This window comes from Pseudomonas sp. PDNC002 (assembly GCF_016919445.1).
GTDB lineage: Bacteria > Pseudomonadota > Gammaproteobacteria > Pseudomonadales > Pseudomonadaceae > Pseudomonas.
This window is the reverse complement of the sequence record NZ_CP070356.1, coordinates 92,732-111,757: the sequence shown is the minus strand read 5'-3', so window position 1 is coordinate 111,757 and position 19,026 is coordinate 92,732. Positions and strand designations below refer to the sequence as shown.

General features: G+C 65.4%; 16 protein-coding genes, 1 other RNA gene, 1 pseudogene and 1 riboswitch. Of the genes and pseudogenes, 8 read left to right on the top strand and 10 right to left on the bottom strand.

The window, feature by feature from the left end; translation table 11 throughout:
* Window positions 1-2 precede the first annotated feature (2 nt).
* The 8 genes from JVX91_RS00515 to JVX91_RS00480 are packed head-to-tail and all read left to right on the top strand — an operon-like array spanning window position 3 to window position 5,555.
* Window positions 3-1,463, top strand: a complete 1,461-nt coding sequence (locus JVX91_RS00515) for a hypothetical protein (protein WP_205337524.1) — start codon at window positions 3-5, stop codon at window positions 1,461-1,463.
* Between the two features lie 27 nt (window positions 1,464-1,490).
* Complete coding sequence (locus JVX91_RS00510; protein WP_205337523.1) at window positions 1,491-2,075, top strand: hypothetical protein; 585 nt, start codon at window positions 1,491-1,493, stop codon at window positions 2,073-2,075.
* A gap of 7 nt (window positions 2,076-2,082) precedes the next feature.
* Complete coding sequence (locus JVX91_RS00505; RefSeq protein ID WP_205337522.1) at window positions 2,083-2,280, top strand: hypothetical protein; 198 nt, start codon at window positions 2,083-2,085, stop codon at window positions 2,278-2,280.
* Window positions 2,281-2,290: 10 nt separating this feature from the next.
* The gene (locus JVX91_RS00500; RefSeq protein WP_205337521.1) at window positions 2,291-2,857 is read left to right on the top strand and encodes a hypothetical protein; all 567 of its coding nucleotides are present in this window, start codon (window positions 2,291-2,293) and stop codon (window positions 2,855-2,857) included.
* A gap of 4 nt (window positions 2,858-2,861) precedes the next feature.
* A complete protein-coding gene (locus tag JVX91_RS00495) occupies window positions 2,862-4,361 on the top strand; it encodes a hypothetical protein (protein ID WP_205337520.1) in 1,500 nt (499 codons plus the stop codon).
* Window positions 4,362-4,417: 56 nt separating this feature from the next.
* Window positions 4,418-4,933, top strand: a complete 516-nt coding sequence (locus JVX91_RS00490) for a hypothetical protein (protein WP_205337519.1) — start codon at window positions 4,418-4,420, stop codon at window positions 4,931-4,933.
* Window positions 4,930-5,301, top strand: coding sequence for a hypothetical protein (locus JVX91_RS00485; protein WP_240201683.1), 372 nt, complete (start codon window positions 4,930-4,932; stop codon window positions 5,299-5,301). The genes JVX91_RS00490 and JVX91_RS00485 overlap by 4 nt, the downstream gene beginning before the upstream one ends.
* Window positions 5,298-5,555, top strand: a complete 258-nt coding sequence (locus JVX91_RS00480; RefSeq protein ID WP_205337518.1) for a hypothetical protein — start codon at window positions 5,298-5,300, stop codon at window positions 5,553-5,555. Before JVX91_RS00485 ends, JVX91_RS00480 begins: the two co-directional genes overlap by 4 nt.
* A 298-nt stretch (window positions 5,556-5,853) precedes the next feature.
* On the opposite strand, the gene JVX91_RS00475 is transcribed toward JVX91_RS00480, so the two are convergent.
* The 10 genes and pseudogenes from JVX91_RS00475 to JVX91_RS00430 all read right to left on the bottom strand — a co-directional run bounded on the left by JVX91_RS00475 (window position 5,854) and on the right by JVX91_RS00430 (window position 18,903).
* Window positions 5,854-6,543, bottom strand: a complete 690-nt coding sequence (locus tag JVX91_RS00475; protein WP_205337517.1) for an SOS response-associated peptidase — start codon at window positions 6,541-6,543, stop codon at window positions 5,854-5,856.
* 147 nt (window positions 6,544-6,690) lie between these two features.
* Window positions 6,691-7,386 carry a DUF4145 domain-containing protein gene (locus JVX91_RS00470; protein WP_240201681.1) on the bottom strand — a complete coding sequence of 232 codons (696 nt, stop codon included), beginning with the start codon at window positions 7,384-7,386 and terminating at the stop codon, window positions 6,691-6,693.
* A 161-nt stretch (window positions 7,387-7,547) separates the two neighbouring features.
* Window positions 7,548-7,905, bottom strand: a transfer-messenger RNA (tmRNA) gene (ssrA, locus tag JVX91_RS00465).
* Between the two features lie 73 nt (window positions 7,906-7,978).
* A pseudogene (locus JVX91_RS00460) lies at window positions 7,979-8,657 on the bottom strand (type 1 glutamine amidotransferase domain-containing protein).
* An 87-nt stretch (window positions 8,658-8,744) separates the two neighbouring features.
* Window positions 8,745-9,758, bottom strand: coding sequence for a sodium:calcium antiporter (locus tag JVX91_RS00455; protein ID WP_205337516.1), 1,014 nt, complete (start codon window positions 9,756-9,758; stop codon window positions 8,745-8,747).
* Between the two features lie 57 nt (window positions 9,759-9,815).
* Window positions 9,816-9,983: riboswitch (yybP-ykoY riboswitch) on the bottom strand.
* Window positions 9,984-10,020: 37 nt separating this feature from the next.
* Window positions 10,021-13,305 carry a carboxyl transferase domain-containing protein gene (locus JVX91_RS00450; RefSeq protein WP_205337515.1) on the bottom strand — a complete coding sequence of 1,095 codons (3,285 nt, stop codon included), beginning with the start codon at window positions 13,303-13,305 and terminating at the stop codon, window positions 10,021-10,023.
* Between the two features lie 164 nt (window positions 13,306-13,469).
* The gene (locus tag JVX91_RS00445) at window positions 13,470-13,736 is read right to left on the bottom strand and encodes a hypothetical protein (protein ID WP_205337514.1); all 267 of its coding nucleotides are present in this window, start codon (window positions 13,734-13,736) and stop codon (window positions 13,470-13,472) included.
* Between the two features lie 91 nt (window positions 13,737-13,827).
* Entirely contained in the window at window positions 13,828-15,225 is a 1,398-nt protein-coding gene (locus JVX91_RS00440) for an ATP-binding protein (RefSeq protein ID WP_205337513.1), read from the bottom strand.
* Window positions 15,222-15,899, bottom strand: coding sequence for a response regulator (locus tag JVX91_RS00435; protein ID WP_205337512.1), 678 nt, complete (start codon window positions 15,897-15,899; stop codon window positions 15,222-15,224). Before JVX91_RS00435 ends, JVX91_RS00440 begins: the two co-directional genes overlap by 4 nt.
* 181 nt (window positions 15,900-16,080) lie before the next feature.
* On the bottom strand, window positions 16,081-18,903 hold the full coding sequence (locus tag JVX91_RS00430; RefSeq protein ID WP_205337511.1) for an FAD-binding and (Fe-S)-binding domain-containing protein: 2,823 nt from the start codon (window positions 18,901-18,903) through the stop codon (window positions 16,081-16,083).
* Between the last annotated feature and the right edge of the window lie 123 nt (window positions 18,904-19,026).

Below are 19,026 nucleotides of genomic sequence, written 5' to 3'. Positions count from 1 at the left end.
TCATGGCGTTTCCCAATACCCCGCTGGACCCGGTGCCAGCGGTATGGGGCTGGCCGTGGCACGGGCCGTTGTCCTGGAACGGCACTGCCGGATGGGTCAGTGTGCCAAGCGGAAGAACGGTCCCGGTCACCAGCGTGACGCATTGGACCTACCTGTGGGATATCGGGATGCCGGTGGCCACGGTCGAAAGCGACGATCCGGACGAGCAGTGGTGGAACGTGGCCGTTCTTCGCGCGCCGCGTGGCGGTGGGGTGCTGTATGCCTACGGTGGCCAGACGATCAGCGCCGGCGCGATCCTGCTGAATGGCCTGGTCGGGCAGCTCGGCTTGGTCGTGACCTCCGACAGCGACAATCACCTGATCAGGATCACCCCCGGCGTCGGGGTGATGGACGAGCAGAATCACTGGGTGGGCAGCGAGCGCACCATCACCATCCCCTGGGCTGACCTCGGAATCACGATTCCCGGCCCGCAGGTGACGAACGTCGAAGCCCAGGTGCTGGACCGCAAGCCCGATGGGAGCGGCATGATCTTGCGCCTGATGCGCTCCTATCCGCAGCTGATCTCGGCGGAGGAAACGGTGGCGCTGCTGGAGCTGAAGCTGTCGGGCACCTTCGCGGACCTAGTGGCCACTCACGAAGTGCTGGCCAGCGGCGAGGGCTGCCGCGGCAGGCTGACGGTCGCCGCAGATCCTGGCGAGAACCCTGGGACTATCGTTACGGGCGGCATCAGCCGCGCGCGTGTGGGCGAGTTCATCTGCGACTACTCGATCGATAGTGACCACTGGGCCTGGTACGGCGAGGACGGCGCACCGCAGATCGTTCACTTCACCGCGCGCGCAGTCGGTACCGTCACCCGGACTGCTTCTGTCAGCGGGGCGGGCGCAGACATGCTGTTCAGCTCCTCCAAGCAGGAGGGGTTCGAGTACACCTATACCATTGCCGCCGGCGGGCTGGCGGTTACCGTTCCCGTACATACGTTGGTGACCAGCTCGGCCACCGCTTACGGAGCGAGCGGCGAGCACACGGAAGCCAGCGGAACAATGGTTGTCGACTTCGGTGCGACCTCGGTACTGAATGACTCTGCCAGCTCCGACACCCCCGGCGGGATCGATGAGATCAGCTACTTCCGCCCGCCAGAAGCCGGGTCGATACCAGCCCTGATTCCCGCCATGTACGCCCGCCAAACCGGAGGCTTCCAGGGCGTCCAACCGCTGCTCGCCTTCGCGGGTGTATCGAATCTGGCGGTGGAGATCCTGTTGCGATATCCGGACAACGTCCCGACGGTGTTCGTGCCGGAGCAGCGCTACTACACGCCCGCGCTTACGCCTACCGGCACCGTCGGCGAACCGTTCACCTACAAAACGTCCCAGGGCCAGAACGGCGGCCTTGACCTCGCGAGCTACAACCCCGTGACGCAGCAGTGCCTGCGCCATCTTGACCTCCCGGCCTTCGGCTGGGTGTAACCCCTCATCGACAGGAGTGAAGCCAGCATGCAGCCGGCCTGCCTTCCCTTGCCCATGCGCTTGATCCGCGGGACAACCTACCGTGACACCCGGCGACTGATGCAGCCACCCAAGGTCTACCGGCCAATCTCCGCGATCGCCGCAACAGCGCCGGCGCGGCTGACCGTCGATGATCACGGACTCACCGGCGACTGGCTCGCCTGGGTGGCCGGCACCACCGGGGTCGAAGGCTTGAATCGAGAGCCGCCGCGACAGCTGCCGCACCGCGTCGAGGTGATTGACGCCGACACGCTGGAGATCAACGGGCTGAACGCCGCGGGCTTCAAGCCTGCCGCCGGCTCCGGCCAGTTGGTCTATCAGCCGCCAGTCGACCTCACCGGGGCCACCGCCGCCCTGACGATCCGCGAGCGCGAGGATGGCGGCGCCGTGCTGCTGGTGCTGAGCACCGGCGCCGGCATCACCAACACCGCCCCGGGCACGCTGGTGGTCGAGATCGCTCCCGAGTCCACCGATGACATCACCTGGACAAGCGCCTGGTATCACCTGGAGATCACCTTCGCCGACGGCACGGTGAGCCGGTTCTTCCGGGGGCCGGTCACCGTCGAGCAGTGAGGCGAGCATGAGCGACAACGAGCAGATCGAGCCCTGGGCGGTGGCCATCGAAAGCGACGGCGCGCCGATCCTGCTCGAGCAGATCAACGAATACGCCGTCACCGTCGAGGCGCCGGCCGAGCTGGCGATCGTCACCCTCGGCGAGCAGGGGCCGCCCGGCGCGCCAGGCTCTGGCCTGAGCGAGTGGCAATCCAACGAATGGTAAGGAGCGGCCCATGGCCAATGTTCAGTTCTTCAAAGTCACCTCGCTGCCGGGCACCCTGCAGCCGAACGCCTTCTACTACGTGGAGAACGGCGCCTACGCCGAGAGCTATGTGACCAACCAGGCGGGCGTCGCGAAGGCCCTCGGCAACTCGGCGATGATCAATGCGCTGATCACCGCGGCCCTGGAAAGTCTGCCCAGCAGCGGGGCGCCCGTCTTGTTCGTGGCCGACATCGCCGCGCGTGACGCGCTGGTGCCTGGTCTGGAGCAGGCGGTATTCGTGCTGGTGCAGGACGCCACCGGCGACCCGACGGTATCGGTCGGCGCCGCGCTGTATGCCTGGAACCCGGCGACCACGTCCTGGCTGAAGGTGGCCGAGTACGAGTCGATGGACGTCCAGCTGACCTGGGCGGCCATCCAGGGCAAGCCCTCCAGCTCGCCGGCGCAGATCGACACAGCGGTGAGCCAGTCCCACACCCACAGCAACAAGGCGACGCTAGACCTGCTCGGCGCCGGCGCAGACGGGCTGACCTACAACGGCCAGCCGGTAAGCAGCAGCTGGGCAACGAATAACTGGTGACCTCATGGCGAAGGTACTGCAGCACAAGGTGGTTTCCGCGCTGCCCTCGCCACTGGAGGCGAACAGCATCTACTTCGTCCGCGTGGGGACTGGCTTCGACATCTACGTCACGAACAGCAGCGGGACGATCGTCGCCTATCCCATCAATCGGGAGCCACTGATTGAGGCTGGCACTTCCGCGCAGTTCTGGCGCGGCGACAAGGCGTGGACCGACTTCGCCTCCACGGTTCGCTCGTCCACGCTCGCCGGACTGAGCTCGGTAACCACAACGGCTATCCTGGCAACCGACACTGTCTTGCAGGGAATGGGCAAGGCTCAGGGACAGATCAACACGATCAATACCGCCCTGAGCGGGAAGGCCAGCGCCGGGGTCAACACTGACATCTCCTCGCTGAACGGCATCACCGGGGCCATCACCATGGCGGCCGGTGCCCGCATCCTGGGCGACTACTCGAATTCGACCATTGCCAACCGCGTGGCCTTCCAGAACAGCATTGCCAACAACCCGACATCGCTGAGCATCACCCCAAACGGAACGAGCAACGGCGCGAACATCAACGCCTTCTTCTCGTCGGATATGAACAACAGCTACTACTGCGGGTACGGAGTCGACGGCATAGCGTCGAACACTGTTGGCACCGGCGCGCAGCGGATGTTCACGTTCGTCTTCAATGGCGTCGAGCGAGGGCGGGTCGACACCTCCGGCAACTGGCTTTTCTCTGGGACCAACATCGACCCGGTCGGCGCCGGCGTACCTGGGTGCAAGATCGCGGGCCAGGGCCAGCTCAATGTGTTCACCGCTTCGGGGACCGTCGCGAACGTCGGGACCAAGGTGACGTCCGGCGCGCTGCTGGCGTTCTACTACAACCCCGCCGGGACGCTTTCGGGCGTAGGCAGCATCACCACCAACGGTACCCAGACCGCTTACAACGTCAGCTCCGATGGCCGCCTGAAGGACAAGGTGGTGGACGCCGATGCCGGCGCTGCCTGGGATCGCCTGGACGGCTACCGAATCCGTAGCTTCGTATTCAAGGCGGCGCCGGACAAGGTGGTGCCGTTCGGCGGCATCGCTGGCGAGCTGCAGGAGAACAACCCGGATATGGTCACGGGGGAGGTGGGCGGCGTCGAAGAGCTGGGCACGCTCTATGAGCGCCGCCCAGTCGGCAGCCTGTACGACGAGGACCACGACCTGGTCGCCGCCGGCATCGAGGAGCCCGACGAATACGCCGGCGACTGGATCTTCACCGGCACCGCCGAGTTCGTTGTGGCTGTGGATATCCCGACTCCCACCGATGAGCTGCCCGGCGCGCGCTGGGAGAAGACCAGCGAGCGGATGATCATCCAGGGCGTCGACTGGTCGAAGGCCGTCCCCGAACTGATCCTCAACCAGCAGACCGCTAAGGCGAAGATCATCGCCTTGGAAGTGCGTGCTGCCGAGCAGGATGCGCGAATCGCGGACCTGGAGACGCGGCTTCAGCAGTTGCTCAACCGCCTATCGGCCTGACCATCTCCGCCATCACCACGCCCGCATCAGCGGGTTTTTTCGTCTCTGGAGCCTCTATGAATCTGCGAGATATCCGCCGCTCGGCGATCGAGCCGGCGTTGTTGCTGCTGCCCGCGAAAATGGAAAGCCCGCAGGCGATTGTCATGCTGCTGGCGATCACACGCCAGGAAGACCCGGAGCAACGCCGCCGGCAGTGGCCGACTGGTCCGGCGCGCTCGCTCTGGCAGGCAGAGCAGGGCGGCGGGATGATCACCGGCCTGCTGACCTACCGCATCCAGAGTGTGCGAGACCTGGCCGCCGGCCTGTGCGTAGGGCGTGGCGTGCCGCCGGCCGCTCCAGATGTGTGGGAGGCCATCGAGCACGATGACATCCTCGCGGCCGGTCTGGCGCGCCTGCTGCTGTATACCGATCCATTCCGTCTGCCGGAACTGGGTAAGGAATCGGCGGCCTGGGATCTCTACCTCCGGACTTGGCGCCCCGGTGCCTACGACAAGGGGACCCCTGCCAAGCGTGCAGAGCTGCGGAAGAAGTGGGCGGTGAACTACGCCGCGGCGCTGGAGGCAGTCCAGTGACTGGTGGGTGGAAGGCTGCAGCGCTGGCGCTCGCCGCTGCCCTGATGATCGGCCTGGGCGCAGCCGGCGGGGCATGGCTCAGTTCTGAGCGATACGCCCCACAGCTCAAGGACCAGGGCGACAAGCTGACGTCCTGTGCCATAGCACGGGACAACATGCTGGCGCTGGTGCAGGAGCAGGGCGTCAAGCTCGGCGAGTTGGCCAACCAGGCAGAGCAGCGGCAGGCGAAGGCGGCCCAGGCTGTGGCCGATGCCCAGCACCAGGCCGGCCAGCACTACGCCGCCGCCCAGCGGCTGCAGCAGGAGCGCAACGAGGGTGATCAGTGCGCCGTGACTGAGGCGGTCATCGACAAGGAGTTGGGGATATGAAGTGGCTTCTGGTGTTGGTGGTTGCGCTGGCGGGATGCGCCGGTCAGGTCGAGCCTGAGCCGCGCACGGTGCGCGTGGAGGTGCCGGTAGCTGTGCCGTGCCGGACACCGACGGTTGAGGTGGCAACCTGGGCGACGGCTTCACTGCAGAAGGGCGACAGCCTGCAGACCAAGGTGCGAGCCTTGCTGGCCGAGTTAGAGCAGCGGAAGGGCTATGAGGTGCAACTGGTCGCGGCAGCTCAGGCCTGTCAGTAGGGTATGATCCCGGCCTCGATCAACTGGAGGTCGGTATGCTTAGAATCCGTAGAGACGGCTCTACCCGGTTACACCTGGAACGCCTTGTGACCAAGCAAGGGCAGTACGGGATATGGGACTTCCACGTCGCAGCGAATTCGGAGATGTTCGCCGGCTTTCAGGCTGGTCGGCATGCTGCGATTGTTCCGGCTGAGCCGAAGGAAGGGCAGGAGGTGGAAGCCTTCGCGCTGCTGAGCCCCAGCTCCCCACAGGAAGAGTGGAAGCCGATCGGGAAGGGCGTAGCCCACTATCTGCCAGGCTAGACCGGCTCGATCAGTCGCGCGCCTTGGTTACGGGTATTCCCGACATCCGTCGAAATGCGGTAGGCCTCGAAATCGTGCCGCGCCAAGGCGATGGTGTCGTAGGCCAGTTCAAGCGAGGTTTCCGGCGACAACCAGGTCTTCCACTGCTCGGGAGCCAGGATCACCGGCATCCGGTGGTGGATGGCTGATACCAGGCCCTCGGCCTCTTTGGTCAGCAGTGCGCATGAGGTGATTGGCTCACCCTCCGGCGGTGACCAGGTCGACCAGATCCCGGCGATCGCCAGCACGTCGCCGTCGATAGCGTGGTGGTAGTAGGGCTGGTGCGTGTCTTTGCCGGCCTTATTTTTCGCCGGCTCCTTCTCGTTCCACTCATACCAGCCCGCCGCCGGCATCAGACACCGCTTGTGCCGGATCGCATCCCGCCACATCGGCTTCGTCGCTGCTTCCTCGCTCCGCGCGTTGAAAGTCAGCGCCGGCAGCTTGTCCTTCTTCCACCAGAACGGGATCAGCCCCCAGCGGGCCGCAACCACTTCCTGTTCTCCCGCCTCGCTCAGGAGCACCATGGGCACCTGGCTGGTCGGCGCGACGTTGTACGCGCGATCAATCCAGCGCCCAGAGTTCCCCCGGCCAATATGCCAGTACCGCTCCATGGCGGCCTCCTCTGGCGTCACGTATCTCCCGCACATTCCCAGACCCTCAAGCCGCAACCCGAATGAAGCGTAGCCCGACGCGCTGGGTACATTCGTCCAAATTGACAGTGTGTCCTGAAGCTAGAGCTGGAGTCGAAATGCTACGAGTGAGGTTGATCGTTGCGCTGGCGGGGAGCCAGTAGGCTATAGCTTTTTGGGCTTTTGCCTGCGAGCTTTAGGTGCTGCAGGTGCTGCAGGTGCTGCAGGTGCTGCAGGTGCTGCCACTGTCGCTGCGGCCGCGGCAGGCTTCGGCGCCCTCTTGGGTGTTCTGGCCTTCAGTTTGGCTGCCTCGACCTTCAGGACATGGGGGTGAAGCAGGTTCTCCACAATGTCCATCACCAAGCTAAGGTCTTTCGCGCTTGGCGTGTGCCCGCGGTGAGCGGCAGCGTTTCCAGCATCTAGCGCAGCCTCCAAGGTGTCCTTGGTATTTTTCGCCAGGTAGCCATCCAACACCAGCCTATCTAAGCGTTGAGCAAATGTACCGTGGTCGCCAACTGTTTCGGCTAGATACAGGTCGATGAGAGTTCTAGCCCCCATCACTGCTAGCCGCCTACTATCAGATGCCAGTGCTCCATAGATTTCGTGGATCAGTGCGGCCCAGTCGTCAGGAAGCATCCGGTACCAATCAGGCTTTCGGCGTGAAACCCTTGGTGGGTAGTAGTCGAAGTCGGAATCATCCAGGGGAATGTCGGAGTGCCAGTATTCAACTCTCAGTTGGATGCTGGAGCACCCGCAGCATTCGAGCATGCGGTGGTTTTCGGTCCACTCCGAGTAATGCCCCCACTCATCAATGTGGTCATGGCACGTCATCGCCGCCTTCAGCTCCTTGTGCTTGGTCACGCCCTGGCACTTGTTGCATCGAGAGAAGATCGGTGGCTTTGGCATAGCGCTCACTCCGTTGACGCTGTCATTAAGCTGGCATTACCCAGCCAAAACAGCCCATTCAGGCACAAAAAAGGCACTTAGCGTTAAGCATAAGTGCCTGATTTGTATAGCTTGTTTGGTGGAGCCGGGGGGATTTGAACCCCCGTCCGCCAGTTCTCCGCTGTCGGTTCTACATGCTTAGCCATCTCTATTAGGTTAACTCCTCGCGGCCCGAGTGGCAGGGCGCTTGGAGCGAGCTGTATGAGTTTTAGCCGTTACGTCTACAGCGAACTTGGCGGCGATCCTGTTCTATATGACAGACCTAATCTTCGGGTTTACAGGCATCCCCTAGGGTCTGCTAGCGGCACTTAGGCTGCTAGGGCGTAGTTGTCGTCGTTGGCAACTATAAAGTTGTGGCAGCTGATTTACGAGAACTGTCACCTACTCGGCATGCCCCTAGAGTTTTGTTACCGGCGTCGAATCCTAATCGGCCCCAAAACCTTTCAAGGTCGGGACTGATTCTACGGGAAAGCCGCCCCGATAGCCACCGGGGCGGTGTAAAGGCTTGTCAGGCCAGGAATTTCAGCACGGCTTCGGCCACGGCCTCGGACGATGCCGGGTTCTGCCCGGTGATCAGGCCGCGGTCGACTTCGACGTGGCTCTGCCAGTCCGGGCCTTTGCTGTAGCGGGCGCCGTTGGCCTTGAGCATGTCCTGGACGAGGAAGGGCACCACGTCGGTGAGGCCGACGGCTTCCTCTTCGCTGTTGGAGAAGCCCGTGACGTGCCGGCCCTGCACCAGCGGTTTGCCGTCCAGTCCGTGCGGATGACGAAACACGGCCGGCGCGTGGCAGACGGCGGAGACGGGCTTGCCGCTGGAATGGAAGGACTCGATCAGCGCGACGGAGGTGCGGTCTTCGGCCAGGTCCCAGAGCGGGCCATGGCCGCCAGGGTAGAAGACGGCGTCGAAATCCTCGGCCTTCACCTCGCTGAGCTTCACGGTATTGGCCAATGCGGCCTGGGCCTCGCTGTCCTGGCGGAAGCGATGGGTGGCGGGCGTCTGCGCATCGTCCTCGTCGCTCTTGGGATCGAGCGGCGGCTGGCCACCCTTGGGTGAGGCCAGGGTCAGGGTGGCGCCGGCATCCTTGAACACGTAGTAGGGCGCGGCGAACTCCTCGAGCCAGAATCCGGTTTTTTTTGCCGGTGCTACCGAGCTGGTCGTGGGAGGTCAGGACTACCAGGATTTTCATGCTCACTCCTTCGGCGTATCGCTAGTCGTGCGGCTACCGCCGAAACGGCAGCCCGAACTGGTCAGTGTAGGCAATACGGCGCCAGCGTCAGCGTGACAGGGTGATACCCAGATAGGCGGCGTACAGCGCGCCGTTGAGCAGCAGCACCCAGATGGGCAGGCCGCCGCCCCGTTGGGCGTTGATCCGCAGCCAGAGCGCCGCGCCGAGGGTGATCAGCACGCCGGTGAGCACTTCTATACGCGGCTGCCAGGGCGTGAGCAGGATGCCGATGGCGGGCAGCAGCGTGCCCTGGAACACCATGGCGCCGCTGATGTTGCCGAAGGCCAGGGTGTCCTTGCCGCGGCGCACCCAGAGGATGCTGTTGATCTTTTCCGGCAGCTCCGTGGCGATGGGGATGATCAGCAGCGACAGCAGCAGTGCGGAGATGCCCAGCAGGTTCGAGAGGCCTTCCACGCCGTGGATGAAGCCCTTGGCGCCCAGCACCAGCAGGCCCAGGCCCAGCAGCAACTGCAGTAGGATGGTGGCGAGGTTGGTCGGCAGGCCGATGCGCGAGAGGTACATGTGGTGGTCGGCCTCGGTGCCGTGGCCATCGTCCACCAGGCTCCGGGAGGCGCGCAGGGTCAGGGTGATGTAGGCGATGTAGGTCAGCACCAGCAGCACGCTGAGGACGATGCGAACAGAGCGCAATTCAGCGGGCACGAACATCGCGAGGGTGGCGAAGCTGAAGGCGATCAGGAAGAAGTTCAGGTCGCGCTTCAGTCCCGTGCGCTCGGGGCGGACTCGTCCGAACAGGCCGCGGGCGCGCCAGGCAAAGCAGGCCATCAGGCAGGTGGACAGGGTGGAGAGCATCAACGGCGCGCCGAGGATGGCGCCGACGCCGACTTCCTCGTTGAGGCTGATGTTGCTGGTGCCGGCGAACAGGGCCAGCAGCGGGATCAGGGTCTCCGGCAGCGCGGTGCCGACGGCGGCGAACAGCGAGCCGGTGACGCCTTCGGAAATCCCCAAGCGTTCGCCGAAGTGTTCCAGCGCATTGGTGAAGAGTTCGGCGGCGATCAGGATCACCAACAGCATGCCGAGCAGTTCGAGGATGAAGGTCAGCATGCGCGCGGCTCCAGACAGGTGGAGCGAAGAATGGGGTGGTGCATCACGGTGAAGCTCCCGGCCGGTGTAGTACCCATGACCACGCATCTCCCCGGCCGTTGCGGAGATCACGTGGTCAAAGGTCTTGCCAGGCTAGTCTGCTGACGACGCCATGGCCTGCGGGCCAAGTGTGTTGACGTCGTCCCCGCTCGTCCGAGCGGTCGGCTACTCCCCAATGACGCCGCGCATTCTAGCGGATCGGCGACGTAGCTCAACCCATGCCTTACCAGGTATCGATCAGCGGACGTTTTTTCCCTTGGCGCGGAGCCGGTCGCGGAGTCGACGCCAGGCCGCGCAGCAGCCAGCGCCGGGTATCGGCCGGGTCGATGACGTCGTCGATTTCCAGGTAGCTCGCCATGTTCAGACCCTTGCCATTGCGGTAGGCGGCGGCGACCAGTTTGTCGAACAGCGCCTGGCGCTCCTGCGCATCCTCCACGGCGGCCAGTTCCTTCGCGTAGCCGAGGCGGATTGCGCCTTCCAGGCCCATGGCGCCGAATTCGCCGCTGGGCCAGGCGACGGTGAACAGCGCCGCGTGGAAGCTGCCCGCTGCCATCGCTTGCGCGCCCAGGCCGTAACCCTTGCGCAGCACGACGGTGAAGAACGGGACGGTGAGGCTGGCGGCGGTGACGAACATGCGCGAGACATGGCGCACGGTGCCGGTCTTTTCCGCTTCCGGGCCGACCATGAAGCCAGGGGTGTCGCACAGCGAGATGATCGGCAGGTCGAAGGCGTCGCACAGCTGCATGAAGCGCGCGGCCTTGTCGCCGGCCTCGGCATCGATGGCGCCGCCCAGGTGCATGGGGTTGTTGGCGATCAGGCCGAAGGGTTTGCCTTCGATACGCACCAGCGCGGTGACCATGCCGGCGGCGAAGCCGCGGCGCAGTTCCAGTACCGAGTCGCTGTCCGCCAGTTGCTCGATGACCTGGCGGATGTCGTACACGCGCAGGCGATTCTCCGGCACCGCGTGGCGCAGCAGGCGCTGGTCGGCGCATTGCCAGTCGGCGGTGTCGCCCTGGAAGTAGGCGAGGTACTGGCGGGCGATGCGGGTGGCTTCGGCTTCGTCTTGCACCAGCACGTCGATCACGCCGTTGGCGCTCTGTACGTCGCTGGGGCCGACCTCCTCGGGGGCGAACTTGCCCAGGCCGCCGCCTTCGATCATCGCCGGGCCGGCCATGCCCAGGCTGGTATCGCGGGTGGCGATGATCACGTCGCAGCAGCCGAGCAGCGCGGCGTTGCCGGCGAAGCAGCGGCCGGAGACCACTCCCACCAGCGGCACCAGGCCGGAGAGCCGCGCCAGGCCGACGAAGCTCATGTTGTCCAGGCCGGCCACGCCGACGAAATCGGTATCGCCCGGCCGTCCGCCGCCACCTTCGGCGTAGAGCACCAGCGGGATTCGCCATTGCTCGGCGAGGTGCAGCATGCGGTCGGTTTTCTTGTGGTTCATCACGCCCTGGGTGCCGGCGAACACCGTGTAGTCGTAGGCCAGGACCAGGCAGCGTGCTTTCTCGTCGCCGAACTGCGCGGCGTTGATACTGCCCAGGCCGCTGACCAGGCCGTCGGCCGGGCTGCTGGCGATCAGTTCCTCGACGCTGCGACGACGACGCTGCGCCGCGATGGCCAGCGCGCCGTATTCGATGAAGCTACCGTCATCCAGCAGGTCGGCGAGGTTCTCACGGGTGGTGCGCTTGCCGATCTTGTGGCGCTTGGCGACGGCGCCCGGACGGCGCTCGTCGAGGCCAATGGCGTGGCGTTCGAGGACTTCGGCGAGGTCGGCGCGGATGGCGTCCAGGTCGATGGCGGCCTCGCTCTGGCTGTCCTGCGCCTGGATGTCCGCCGGTTCGACGAACAGCAGCGCGTCGCCTTCGCCGAGGCTGTCGCCGGGGGTAGCGGCCAGGCTGTGGACGATGCCGCTGGCGCTGGCTTTCACCTCGAATTCCATCTTCATGGCCTCAACCACCGCGATGGTCTGGCCCTGGGCGACGGCATTTCCCGTCGCGACATTCAAGCTGACCAGTACGCCCGCGCTGGGCGTTGCCAGCGGGACGCAGCCGGCGGGCGCTTCGCTGATGCGCTGGGCTTGTGGCCCGGCGCCGGCATGGCTGAAGAAACGGTGCGGGTGCGCGTGGTCCTGAGCGCCCAACAGCGCCGGCAGGTGCTCTTCGATGTAGCGCGTGGTGACCTGGTTGTCCGCCACCGCCGGCTGGCGCAGCAGGTTGAGCAACAGCGGGATATTGCTTGCAACGCCTTCCAGACGGAACTCGCAGAGGGCGCGGTAGGCGCGCTGTACCAGCTGTGGATAACCGCCCGTGCCGTGGACGATCAGCTTCGCCAGCAGCGAGTCGTAGCCGGCGCTGTTGCGGTAGCCGGCGTAGCCGTAGCCGTCCACGCGCAGGCCGGGGCCGCTGGGTGGTTCGTAGGCGCTGAGGGTGCCGCAGGCCAGGTGCGGCGTGCCGTCGCTGGCGAGGCTTTCCAGGTTGATCCGCAGTTGCAGGGCGTTGCCGCGCGGGGCGGGAATTTCGGCCTGGGTGAGGTTCAGGTCGGCCAGAGTGGCGCCAGCGGCGATGCGCAGTTGTGCCTGGACCAGATCAATGCCGGTCACCGCTTCGGTGACGGTGTGCTCCACCTGCAGGCGTGGGTTGGCCTCCATGAACACGAAGTCGCCACTGTCCTCGTCCAGCAGGAACTCGAAGGTGCCCAGGCCACGATAATTCACCGCTTCGGCCAGGCGCACGGCGGCGGCAAGGATGGCGCCGCGCAGACGCGGATGCAGGTTGGGGCTGGGGGCGATTTCCAGCAGCTTCTGGTTGCGCCGCTGCAGGGTGCAGTCGCGCTCCCAGAGATGGCTGACGACGCGGCCGTCGCCGATCACCTGCACTTCGATATGCCGGGCGCGCTGGATCAGGCGCTCGACGTAGAGGCGATCATCACCAAAAGCCGCGCGGGCTTCAGCCTGGCAGCGGGCGTAGGCGTCGGGGATTTCCTCGACGCTGCGCACCGCGCGCATGCCACGTCCGCCGCCACCGGCCAGAGCCTTGATCATCATGCCGGCGCCGACGGGCAGCTCGCGGAAGAAGCGCTCGGCATCCTCCTGCGAGGTGGCGCGGTTGCTGCCTGCGGCGAGCGCGACACCGTGCTCGCGGGCCAGGTCGCGGGCGCGGGCCTTGTCGCCGAACACATCGAGAATCTCGGCGGATGGGCCGACGAAGGTCAGCCCGGCGGCTTCGCAGCGGCGGGCGTATTCGGCGTTTTCGGAGAGGAAGCCATAGCCCGGATGCACCGCATCGCAGCCGTGGGCCAGGGCGATGTCGATGATCTGCTGCTGGTCGAGGTAGGCGCTGGCGCCACGTCCTTTCAGAGCCGCAGCCTGGTCGGCCTGGCGCGTATGCAGCGAGGCGGCATCGTCCTCGGCGAAGATCGCCAGGCTGTGGATGCCCAGCTCGGAGGCGGCGCGGGCGATGCGGATGGCGATCTCGCCACGGTTGGCGATGAGCAGGCGGGACACGGGCATGGCGATTCCGGTTGTGATTCTTGTGGTCGGCAATCGCTACATCTTAGGCGCGTGGAATGGCAGGGGAATCAAGTGGGCTGCGGCGAATGCCACAGGCTTCGCAAGCCTTATCGGGGCGGGTGTGTTGCGGCGACCGGCCAGGTGGCCGGCCACCGCGACGGGCATCAGCCGTTGGCTCCACCGTCGCCGCTGTTCTGCTTGAGCAGTTTCAGCGCCTTTTCGGTGTGGGCGATGCACTCCTTGGTGTTGCCGGCGGCTTGGGCCTTGGCGGCCTGTTCCTGCAGGCGCATGGCCTGTTCCTGGGCCTGGGTGTTGTTGGTGGTGGTTTTCACCGCGTCATCGAGCTTCTGGATGTTGTCGCTGCACAGATCGGCGGCAAAGGCCGGCGATGCCAGCAGAGCGGCGGTGATGAGTAGGGCGGCGCGTTTCATGGCAGTACTCCTGTCAAAAATGACCGGTTGTAGCGGACCGTACGAGCGGGCCGTACAGGGTGGACTGCCGTTTTTTTCGTTGCGTTCAGGTTTATTGGGCGACGTTGGTCGGGAGTTCGACGCAGACGCCCAGGCCTGCGCCATCCAGCCCTTCGTGCAGGCTGATGCGGCCTCGGTGGATTTCCACGATGCGTTTGACGATGGGCAGGCCCAGCCCGCTGCCGTTGCTGCTGGCGACGCTGGGGCTGCGATAGAAGCGGGTGAAGATCGCCGCGTGCTCGGCGGGTGCCACGCCGGGGCCGTTGTCGCGGACCCAGAGCAGAAGCTTTTCGGCGCTGCTTTCCAGACTCACGGCCACCCGCCCGCCCTCGGGGGTATAGCGCAGGGCGTTGCCGACCAGGTTGGTGAGCAACAGCCCCAGCCATGCCTCGACGCCGTGCAGGCTGGCGCCTTGGCTGTCGAGGGTCAATTCGATGTGCTTGTCGATGGCTTGCGGAGCCAGGTCGGCGATCGTGTCTTCGGCGAGCAATCCCAGGTCGACCGGCCGGAAGATCTCGTGCAGCTCTTCGGCGTCCAGGCGGGCCAGCAGGAGGATCTGCTCCATCAGTGCGCTGATGCGCTCGACACTGCGGCTGACCTGCGCCAGGCCATGGGCGTGGGCCGCCGGATCGGAGGAGCGCAACGCCACCTGGGCATGGGTGCGCAGGCTGGCCAGCGGTGTGCGGATTTCATGGGCGGCGTCGCTGGTCAGCCGGCGTTCTGCCTCCATCGCGGAATTCAGGCGTTCGAGCAGCAGATTCAATTCGCTGACCAGGCTGTGTACTTCCACCGGGGCGCGATTCAGCGCCAGCGGATGGAGGCTGTGGGCGGTACGCTGATGAACCTGGACGATCAGGCTGCGTAACGGCGCGAGGCCCTGGCGGACGCCGAACCACACCAGCACGGCGAAGAGTGGCAACGCCAGCAGCAGGGGAAACAACGCACTGAACAGCAACAGGCGCAGTGTCTTGGAACGGTAGTGGAGGTCTTCGTAGACCCAGATGCGAACCTGATCGGGGCCGGTGGAAGCGATCTGCAGCACGCGGTAACTGTGGTCATCCTGCTGCAGGTCGGAGAAACCCAGTGGTTGCTGGTCGAGCCCGGCGGGCGAGCTGGGGGTGGTCAGCAGGGGCTTGCCCATGTACCAGATGGAGTAGCCCAGCGTGGCCTCGCGGTGGATCAGCGGCAGTCCTTCGATAGCCTTGCGGCTGCGGGAGAGGATGTCGTCCGGTGCGGTGGGTTCGGGGTCGATGGAGTCAGCGATGTCGACCAGGCTCAGCGCGGCCTGGCCGAAGTCGATCATGTCCTGGTCATAGAGGTGGTTCACCTGCTGCCGGGTGAGGTGGTAGGTGAACAGCCCGGCCACCAGCCAGAGCAGTGACACGCCGCCGATCAGCGTCAGCAGCAGGCGACGGCTGATGGAGCCGGCGCGGCGGGGGGCTCCGTTCAAGACGAGCTGGCGCCTTCGAGGCGGTCGATGCCGTAGCCGATGCCGCGCACGGTGCGAATCAGGCTGTTGCCCAGCTTGCGCCGCAGGTGATGGATGTGGACTTCGATGGCATTGCTTTCCAGGTCGCCATCCCAGCCGTAGAGCGCTTCTACCAGGCGGGCGCGGGAAAGTACCTTGCCGCGCTGTTCCAGCAGCAATCTCAGCAGGGCGTATTCGCGTGGGGCCAGTTCCACTGGCGCGCCGGAGAGGCTGACCTGGTGGGTGGCCGGGTCCAGCACCAGTTCGCCGTGCTGCAACAGCGGCGCGGCGCGTCCGGTGTGCCGGCGCGTAAGGGCGCGTACGCGGGCGAGCAGTTCGTCGAGGTCGAAGGGTTTGGTCAGGTAGTCGTCGGCGCCGGCATCGAGGCCGGCCACGCGGTCGGCTACCTTGTCGCGGGCGGTGAGGATCAGCACCGGCGTCAGGTCGCCGCGCCGGCGCAGGCTGCGCAGCACTTCCAGGCCATCCTTGCGCGGCAGGCCGAGGTCGAGCACCAGCAGGTCGAACTCGTCGGTCTCCAGCGCCTGCTCGGCGGCCACGCCGTCATTCACCCAGTCCACGGTATCGCCTTCCAGGCCCAGGCCGGCGCGGATGCCATCGCCCAGTAGCTGGTCGTCTTCTGCCAACAGGATTCTCATCAGTGTCCCCCTCAGCCGGCTCTGTGCAGCAGGATAGCCGGCGTCACTCGTTTCGGGCAGAGGGTGGCGGCAGCGGATTAAGGTGCAGTTAACGAGTGAGATGCGTTGTAGGGCGAATAACCTGGAACAGGTTATCCGCCGTCGGAGATGGCGGCGGATAACGCTGGGAGCGTTATGCGCCCTACGGTTGGGTATCCGTTGGGCGAGCTCGGGTCACGCGGTCGACCAGATAGACCACGCCGCGATAGTCGATGCCGCCATGGGCGGACAGGCCTATCTCGCAGGTACGGCTGGTGGAGACGCCTTCCTCGCAGTATTGCACCGCATCCTTGAGCGTACGCAGTGAGTGGGCGTTGAGTTCCGGCGTGGTGAAGCCCTTGTCGCCGGCGAAGCCGCAGCAGTGGATGCCTTCGGGGATCACTACTTCGCGGGTGCAGCGCTTGACCAGATCGATCAGCGCCTGGCTTTCGCCCAGGTGCTGGGTGCTACAGGTGACGTGGATGGCCACCGACTTGTCCTGCGGCTGGAAGTCCAGGCGGTCGACCAGATGAGTGCGGATGAACTTCACCGGGTCGTAGATCTTCAACCGGTCGTCCGCCAGGTCCTGTACCAGGCGCAGGGTGCAGGGGCTGGTGTCGCAGTAGATTGGATCGAGCCCGCCACTACTGGCGCGCAGCAGTTCGGCGAGCAGTTCGTCGCGCTTGGCGTCGGCCTGGCTCTTGTAGCCCTTGGAGGCGAACGGCTGGCCGCAGCAGAGGTTGTCGGCGTTGTCCGGGAAAATCACTTGGTAGCCGGCTTTCTCCAGCAGTTGCCGGGTCTTGTCGATCAGCGGCACCTGCTCTTCGTCCGCCGCTGCCGGGCCCATGGCGCGGGACACACAGGCGGTCAGGTAGACCACGCGCGGGCGGCTGTCATCGAGTGTGCGCGGCGGTGCTGCGAGGTGCACCGGTTGCGGCATGGACGGCGTCCACTGCGGCACACGACCCTTGCTGGCTTGGCTGATGGAGGCGCTGAGTCTGGCGAGGCGAGGCGCACCGAGCAGCATGCGCGCACCGTTGGCCGCATGCAGCATGAACTTCGCGCCCTTCATGGCGGTTGAGAAGTGGCGTGCCAGCCAGGTGGCGGTGCCGGCGTGGTGGGCTTCTTCGCCGCGCAGCTTTTTGATCAGCTCGCCGGTGTTGATGTTCACCGGGCAGCGCTGGGCGCACAGGCCGGTGGCGGCGCAGGTGTCGATGCCCTGGTATTGGTAGTCGCGTTCCAGCTCGGTGGTGTCGATGCCGGCGCGGCGCTTGGCCTGGATGTCGCGCCACATGACGATGCGCTGGCGCGGGCTCAGGGTCAGCCCCTTGGACGGGCACACTGGCTCGCAGAAGCCGCATTCGATGCACTTGTCGACGATCTCGTCGGCGGCCGGCAGCGGCTTGAGGTTCTTCAGGTGCAGTTGCGGGTCGTCGGTCAGCACCACGCCGGGATTGAGAATGCCGGTGGGATCGAGCAGGCGCTTCAGCTGCCACATCAGCTGGTAGGCGTCCTGACCCCACTCCAGCTCGACGAAGGGCGCCATGTTGCGCCCGGTGCCGTGCTCGGCCTTGAGCGAGCCGCCGTACTCCACGGCGACCAGGTGCGCGACGTCGTCCATGAAGGCCGAGTAGCGGGCGATCTGCGCAGGCGTCTCAAAGCCCTGGGTGAAGACGAAGTGCAGGTTCCCTTCCAGCGCATGGCCGAACAGGATGGCTTCGTCATAGCCGTGCTTGTCGAACAGCGCGATCAGGCGGTTCACGCCCTCGGCCAGTTGTTCGACGGGGAAGGTGACGTCCTCGATGATCACCGTGGTGCCGGTCTCGCGCACCGCGCCGACGGCCGGGAAGGTGTCCTTGCGAATGCGCCAGAGCTGGTTGTAGACCACCGGGTCTTCGCTGAAGTCGACCTGCTTCTCCACCGGGTAATCGGCGATGGACGCGCTGATCTGGGCGAGCTGTTCGTGCAGCAGCGATTGGGTCGCCGCGCGGGATTCAATGAGCAGCGCGCAGGCGCCTTCGGAGAGACTCTTCACCCATACCGGCATGCCCTGCATGTTCTCCACCGAGCGCAGGCTGCGGCGGTCCAGCAGTTCCACGGCGGAGACCGGCTGCTGCTTGAGCACGGTCACGGCCTTGCAGCAGGTTTCCACGTCGGGGAAGACGATCAGCGCGCTGGCCTTGTGCGGATGGTCCGGCACGGTGTCGTAGGTCACCGCGCTGATAAAGCCCAGGGTGCCCTCGGAACCGACCATCAGGTGGGTGAGGATATCCAGCGGCTCGTCGTAATCAACGAGCGCATTCAATGACAGCCCGGTGGTGTTCTTCAGCCGATACTTGTGGCGGATTTTTGCGGCCAACTCGGTGTTGGCGCGGGTCTGCCGGCCGAGCTCGGCAAGCTGGTCGAGCAAGGCGCCGTGGCTTTCGCGGAAGGCGGCGATGCTCTCGGGCAACTCGCTGTCCAGCAAGGTGCCATCGGCCAGCAGCAGGCGCAGGCCGGCCAGGGTGTGATAGCTGTTCTGCGCGGTGCCGCAGCACATGCCGCTGGCATTGTTGGCGACGATGCCGCCGATCTTGCAGGCGTTGATCGAGGCTGGGTCCGGGCCGATCTTGCGGCCGAAGGGGGCGAGCCAGGCGTTGGCCTGGGCGCCGATGACGCCGGGCTGCAGACGGATCTGCGTACCGCCTTCGCGAATGTCGCGGCCGTTCCAGTTGTCGCCCAGCACCAGCAGTACCGAGTCGCTCACGGCCTGGCCGGAGAGGCTGGTGCCGGCCGCGCGGAAGGTCACCGCAACCTGGTGGGCGTGGGCGGACTTGAGCAGCGTGGCGACTTCGTCTTCGCTCTCGACGCGGATCACCAGTTTGGGGATCAGCCGGTAGAAGCTGGCGTCGGTGCCGAAGGCCAGGGTCGAGAGCGGGTCGTCGAAGCGGCGCTCGCGCGGAATCAGGTGTTCTACCGTGTCGAGGAAGGCGGCGGGGAGGCTCATGGCGGCTCCATTCATCATCGGTGAGCGTGGACCGCTGGACGGTCCATCTATGTTCTTCTGGTTCGAACGCGCCGAGGCACGTTCTTACTTTGTGGGAGCGAGCATGCTCGCTCCCACAGTAGG

Bases quoted from the DNA above. Each gene is read 5' to 3' on its own strand.
- JVX91_RS00495 (WP_205337520.1), top strand. From the start codon at position 2,862: ATGGCGAAGGTACTGCAGCACAAGGTGGTTTCCGCGCTGCCCTCGCCA.
- JVX91_RS00435 (WP_205337512.1), bottom strand. From the start codon at position 15,899: ATGAGAATCCTGTTGGCAGAAGACGACCAGCTACTGGGCGATGGCATC.
- JVX91_RS00480 (WP_205337518.1), top strand. From the start codon at position 5,298: ATGAAGTGGCTTCTGGTGTTGGTGGTTGCGCTGGCGGGATGCGCCGGT.
- JVX91_RS00510 (WP_205337523.1), top strand. From the start codon at position 1,491: ATGCAGCCGGCCTGCCTTCCCTTGCCCATGCGCTTGATCCGCGGGACA.
- JVX91_RS00500 (WP_205337521.1), top strand. From the start codon at position 2,291: ATGGCCAATGTTCAGTTCTTCAAAGTCACCTCGCTGCCGGGCACCCTG.
- JVX91_RS00505 (WP_205337522.1), top strand. From the start codon at position 2,083: ATGAGCGACAACGAGCAGATCGAGCCCTGGGCGGTGGCCATCGAAAGC.
- JVX91_RS00515 (WP_205337524.1), top strand. From the start codon at position 3: ATGGCGTTTCCCAATACCCCGCTGGACCCGGTGCCAGCGGTATGGGGC.
- JVX91_RS00430 (WP_205337511.1), bottom strand. From the start codon at position 18,903: ATGAGCCTCCCCGCCGCCTTCCTCGACACGGTAGAACACCTGATTCCG.
- JVX91_RS00450 (WP_205337515.1), bottom strand. From the start codon at position 13,305: ATGCCCGTGTCCCGCCTGCTCATCGCCAACCGTGGCGAGATCGCCATC.
- JVX91_RS00475 (WP_205337517.1), bottom strand. From the start codon at position 6,543: ATGTGCGGGAGATACGTGACGCCAGAGGAGGCCGCCATGGAGCGGTAC.
- JVX91_RS00445 (WP_205337514.1), bottom strand. From the start codon at position 13,736: ATGAAACGCGCCGCCCTACTCATCACCGCCGCTCTGCTGGCATCGCCG.
- JVX91_RS00455 (WP_205337516.1), bottom strand. From the start codon at position 9,758: ATGCTGACCTTCATCCTCGAACTGCTCGGCATGCTGTTGGTGATCCTG.
- JVX91_RS00490 (WP_205337519.1), top strand. From the start codon at position 4,418: ATGAATCTGCGAGATATCCGCCGCTCGGCGATCGAGCCGGCGTTGTTG.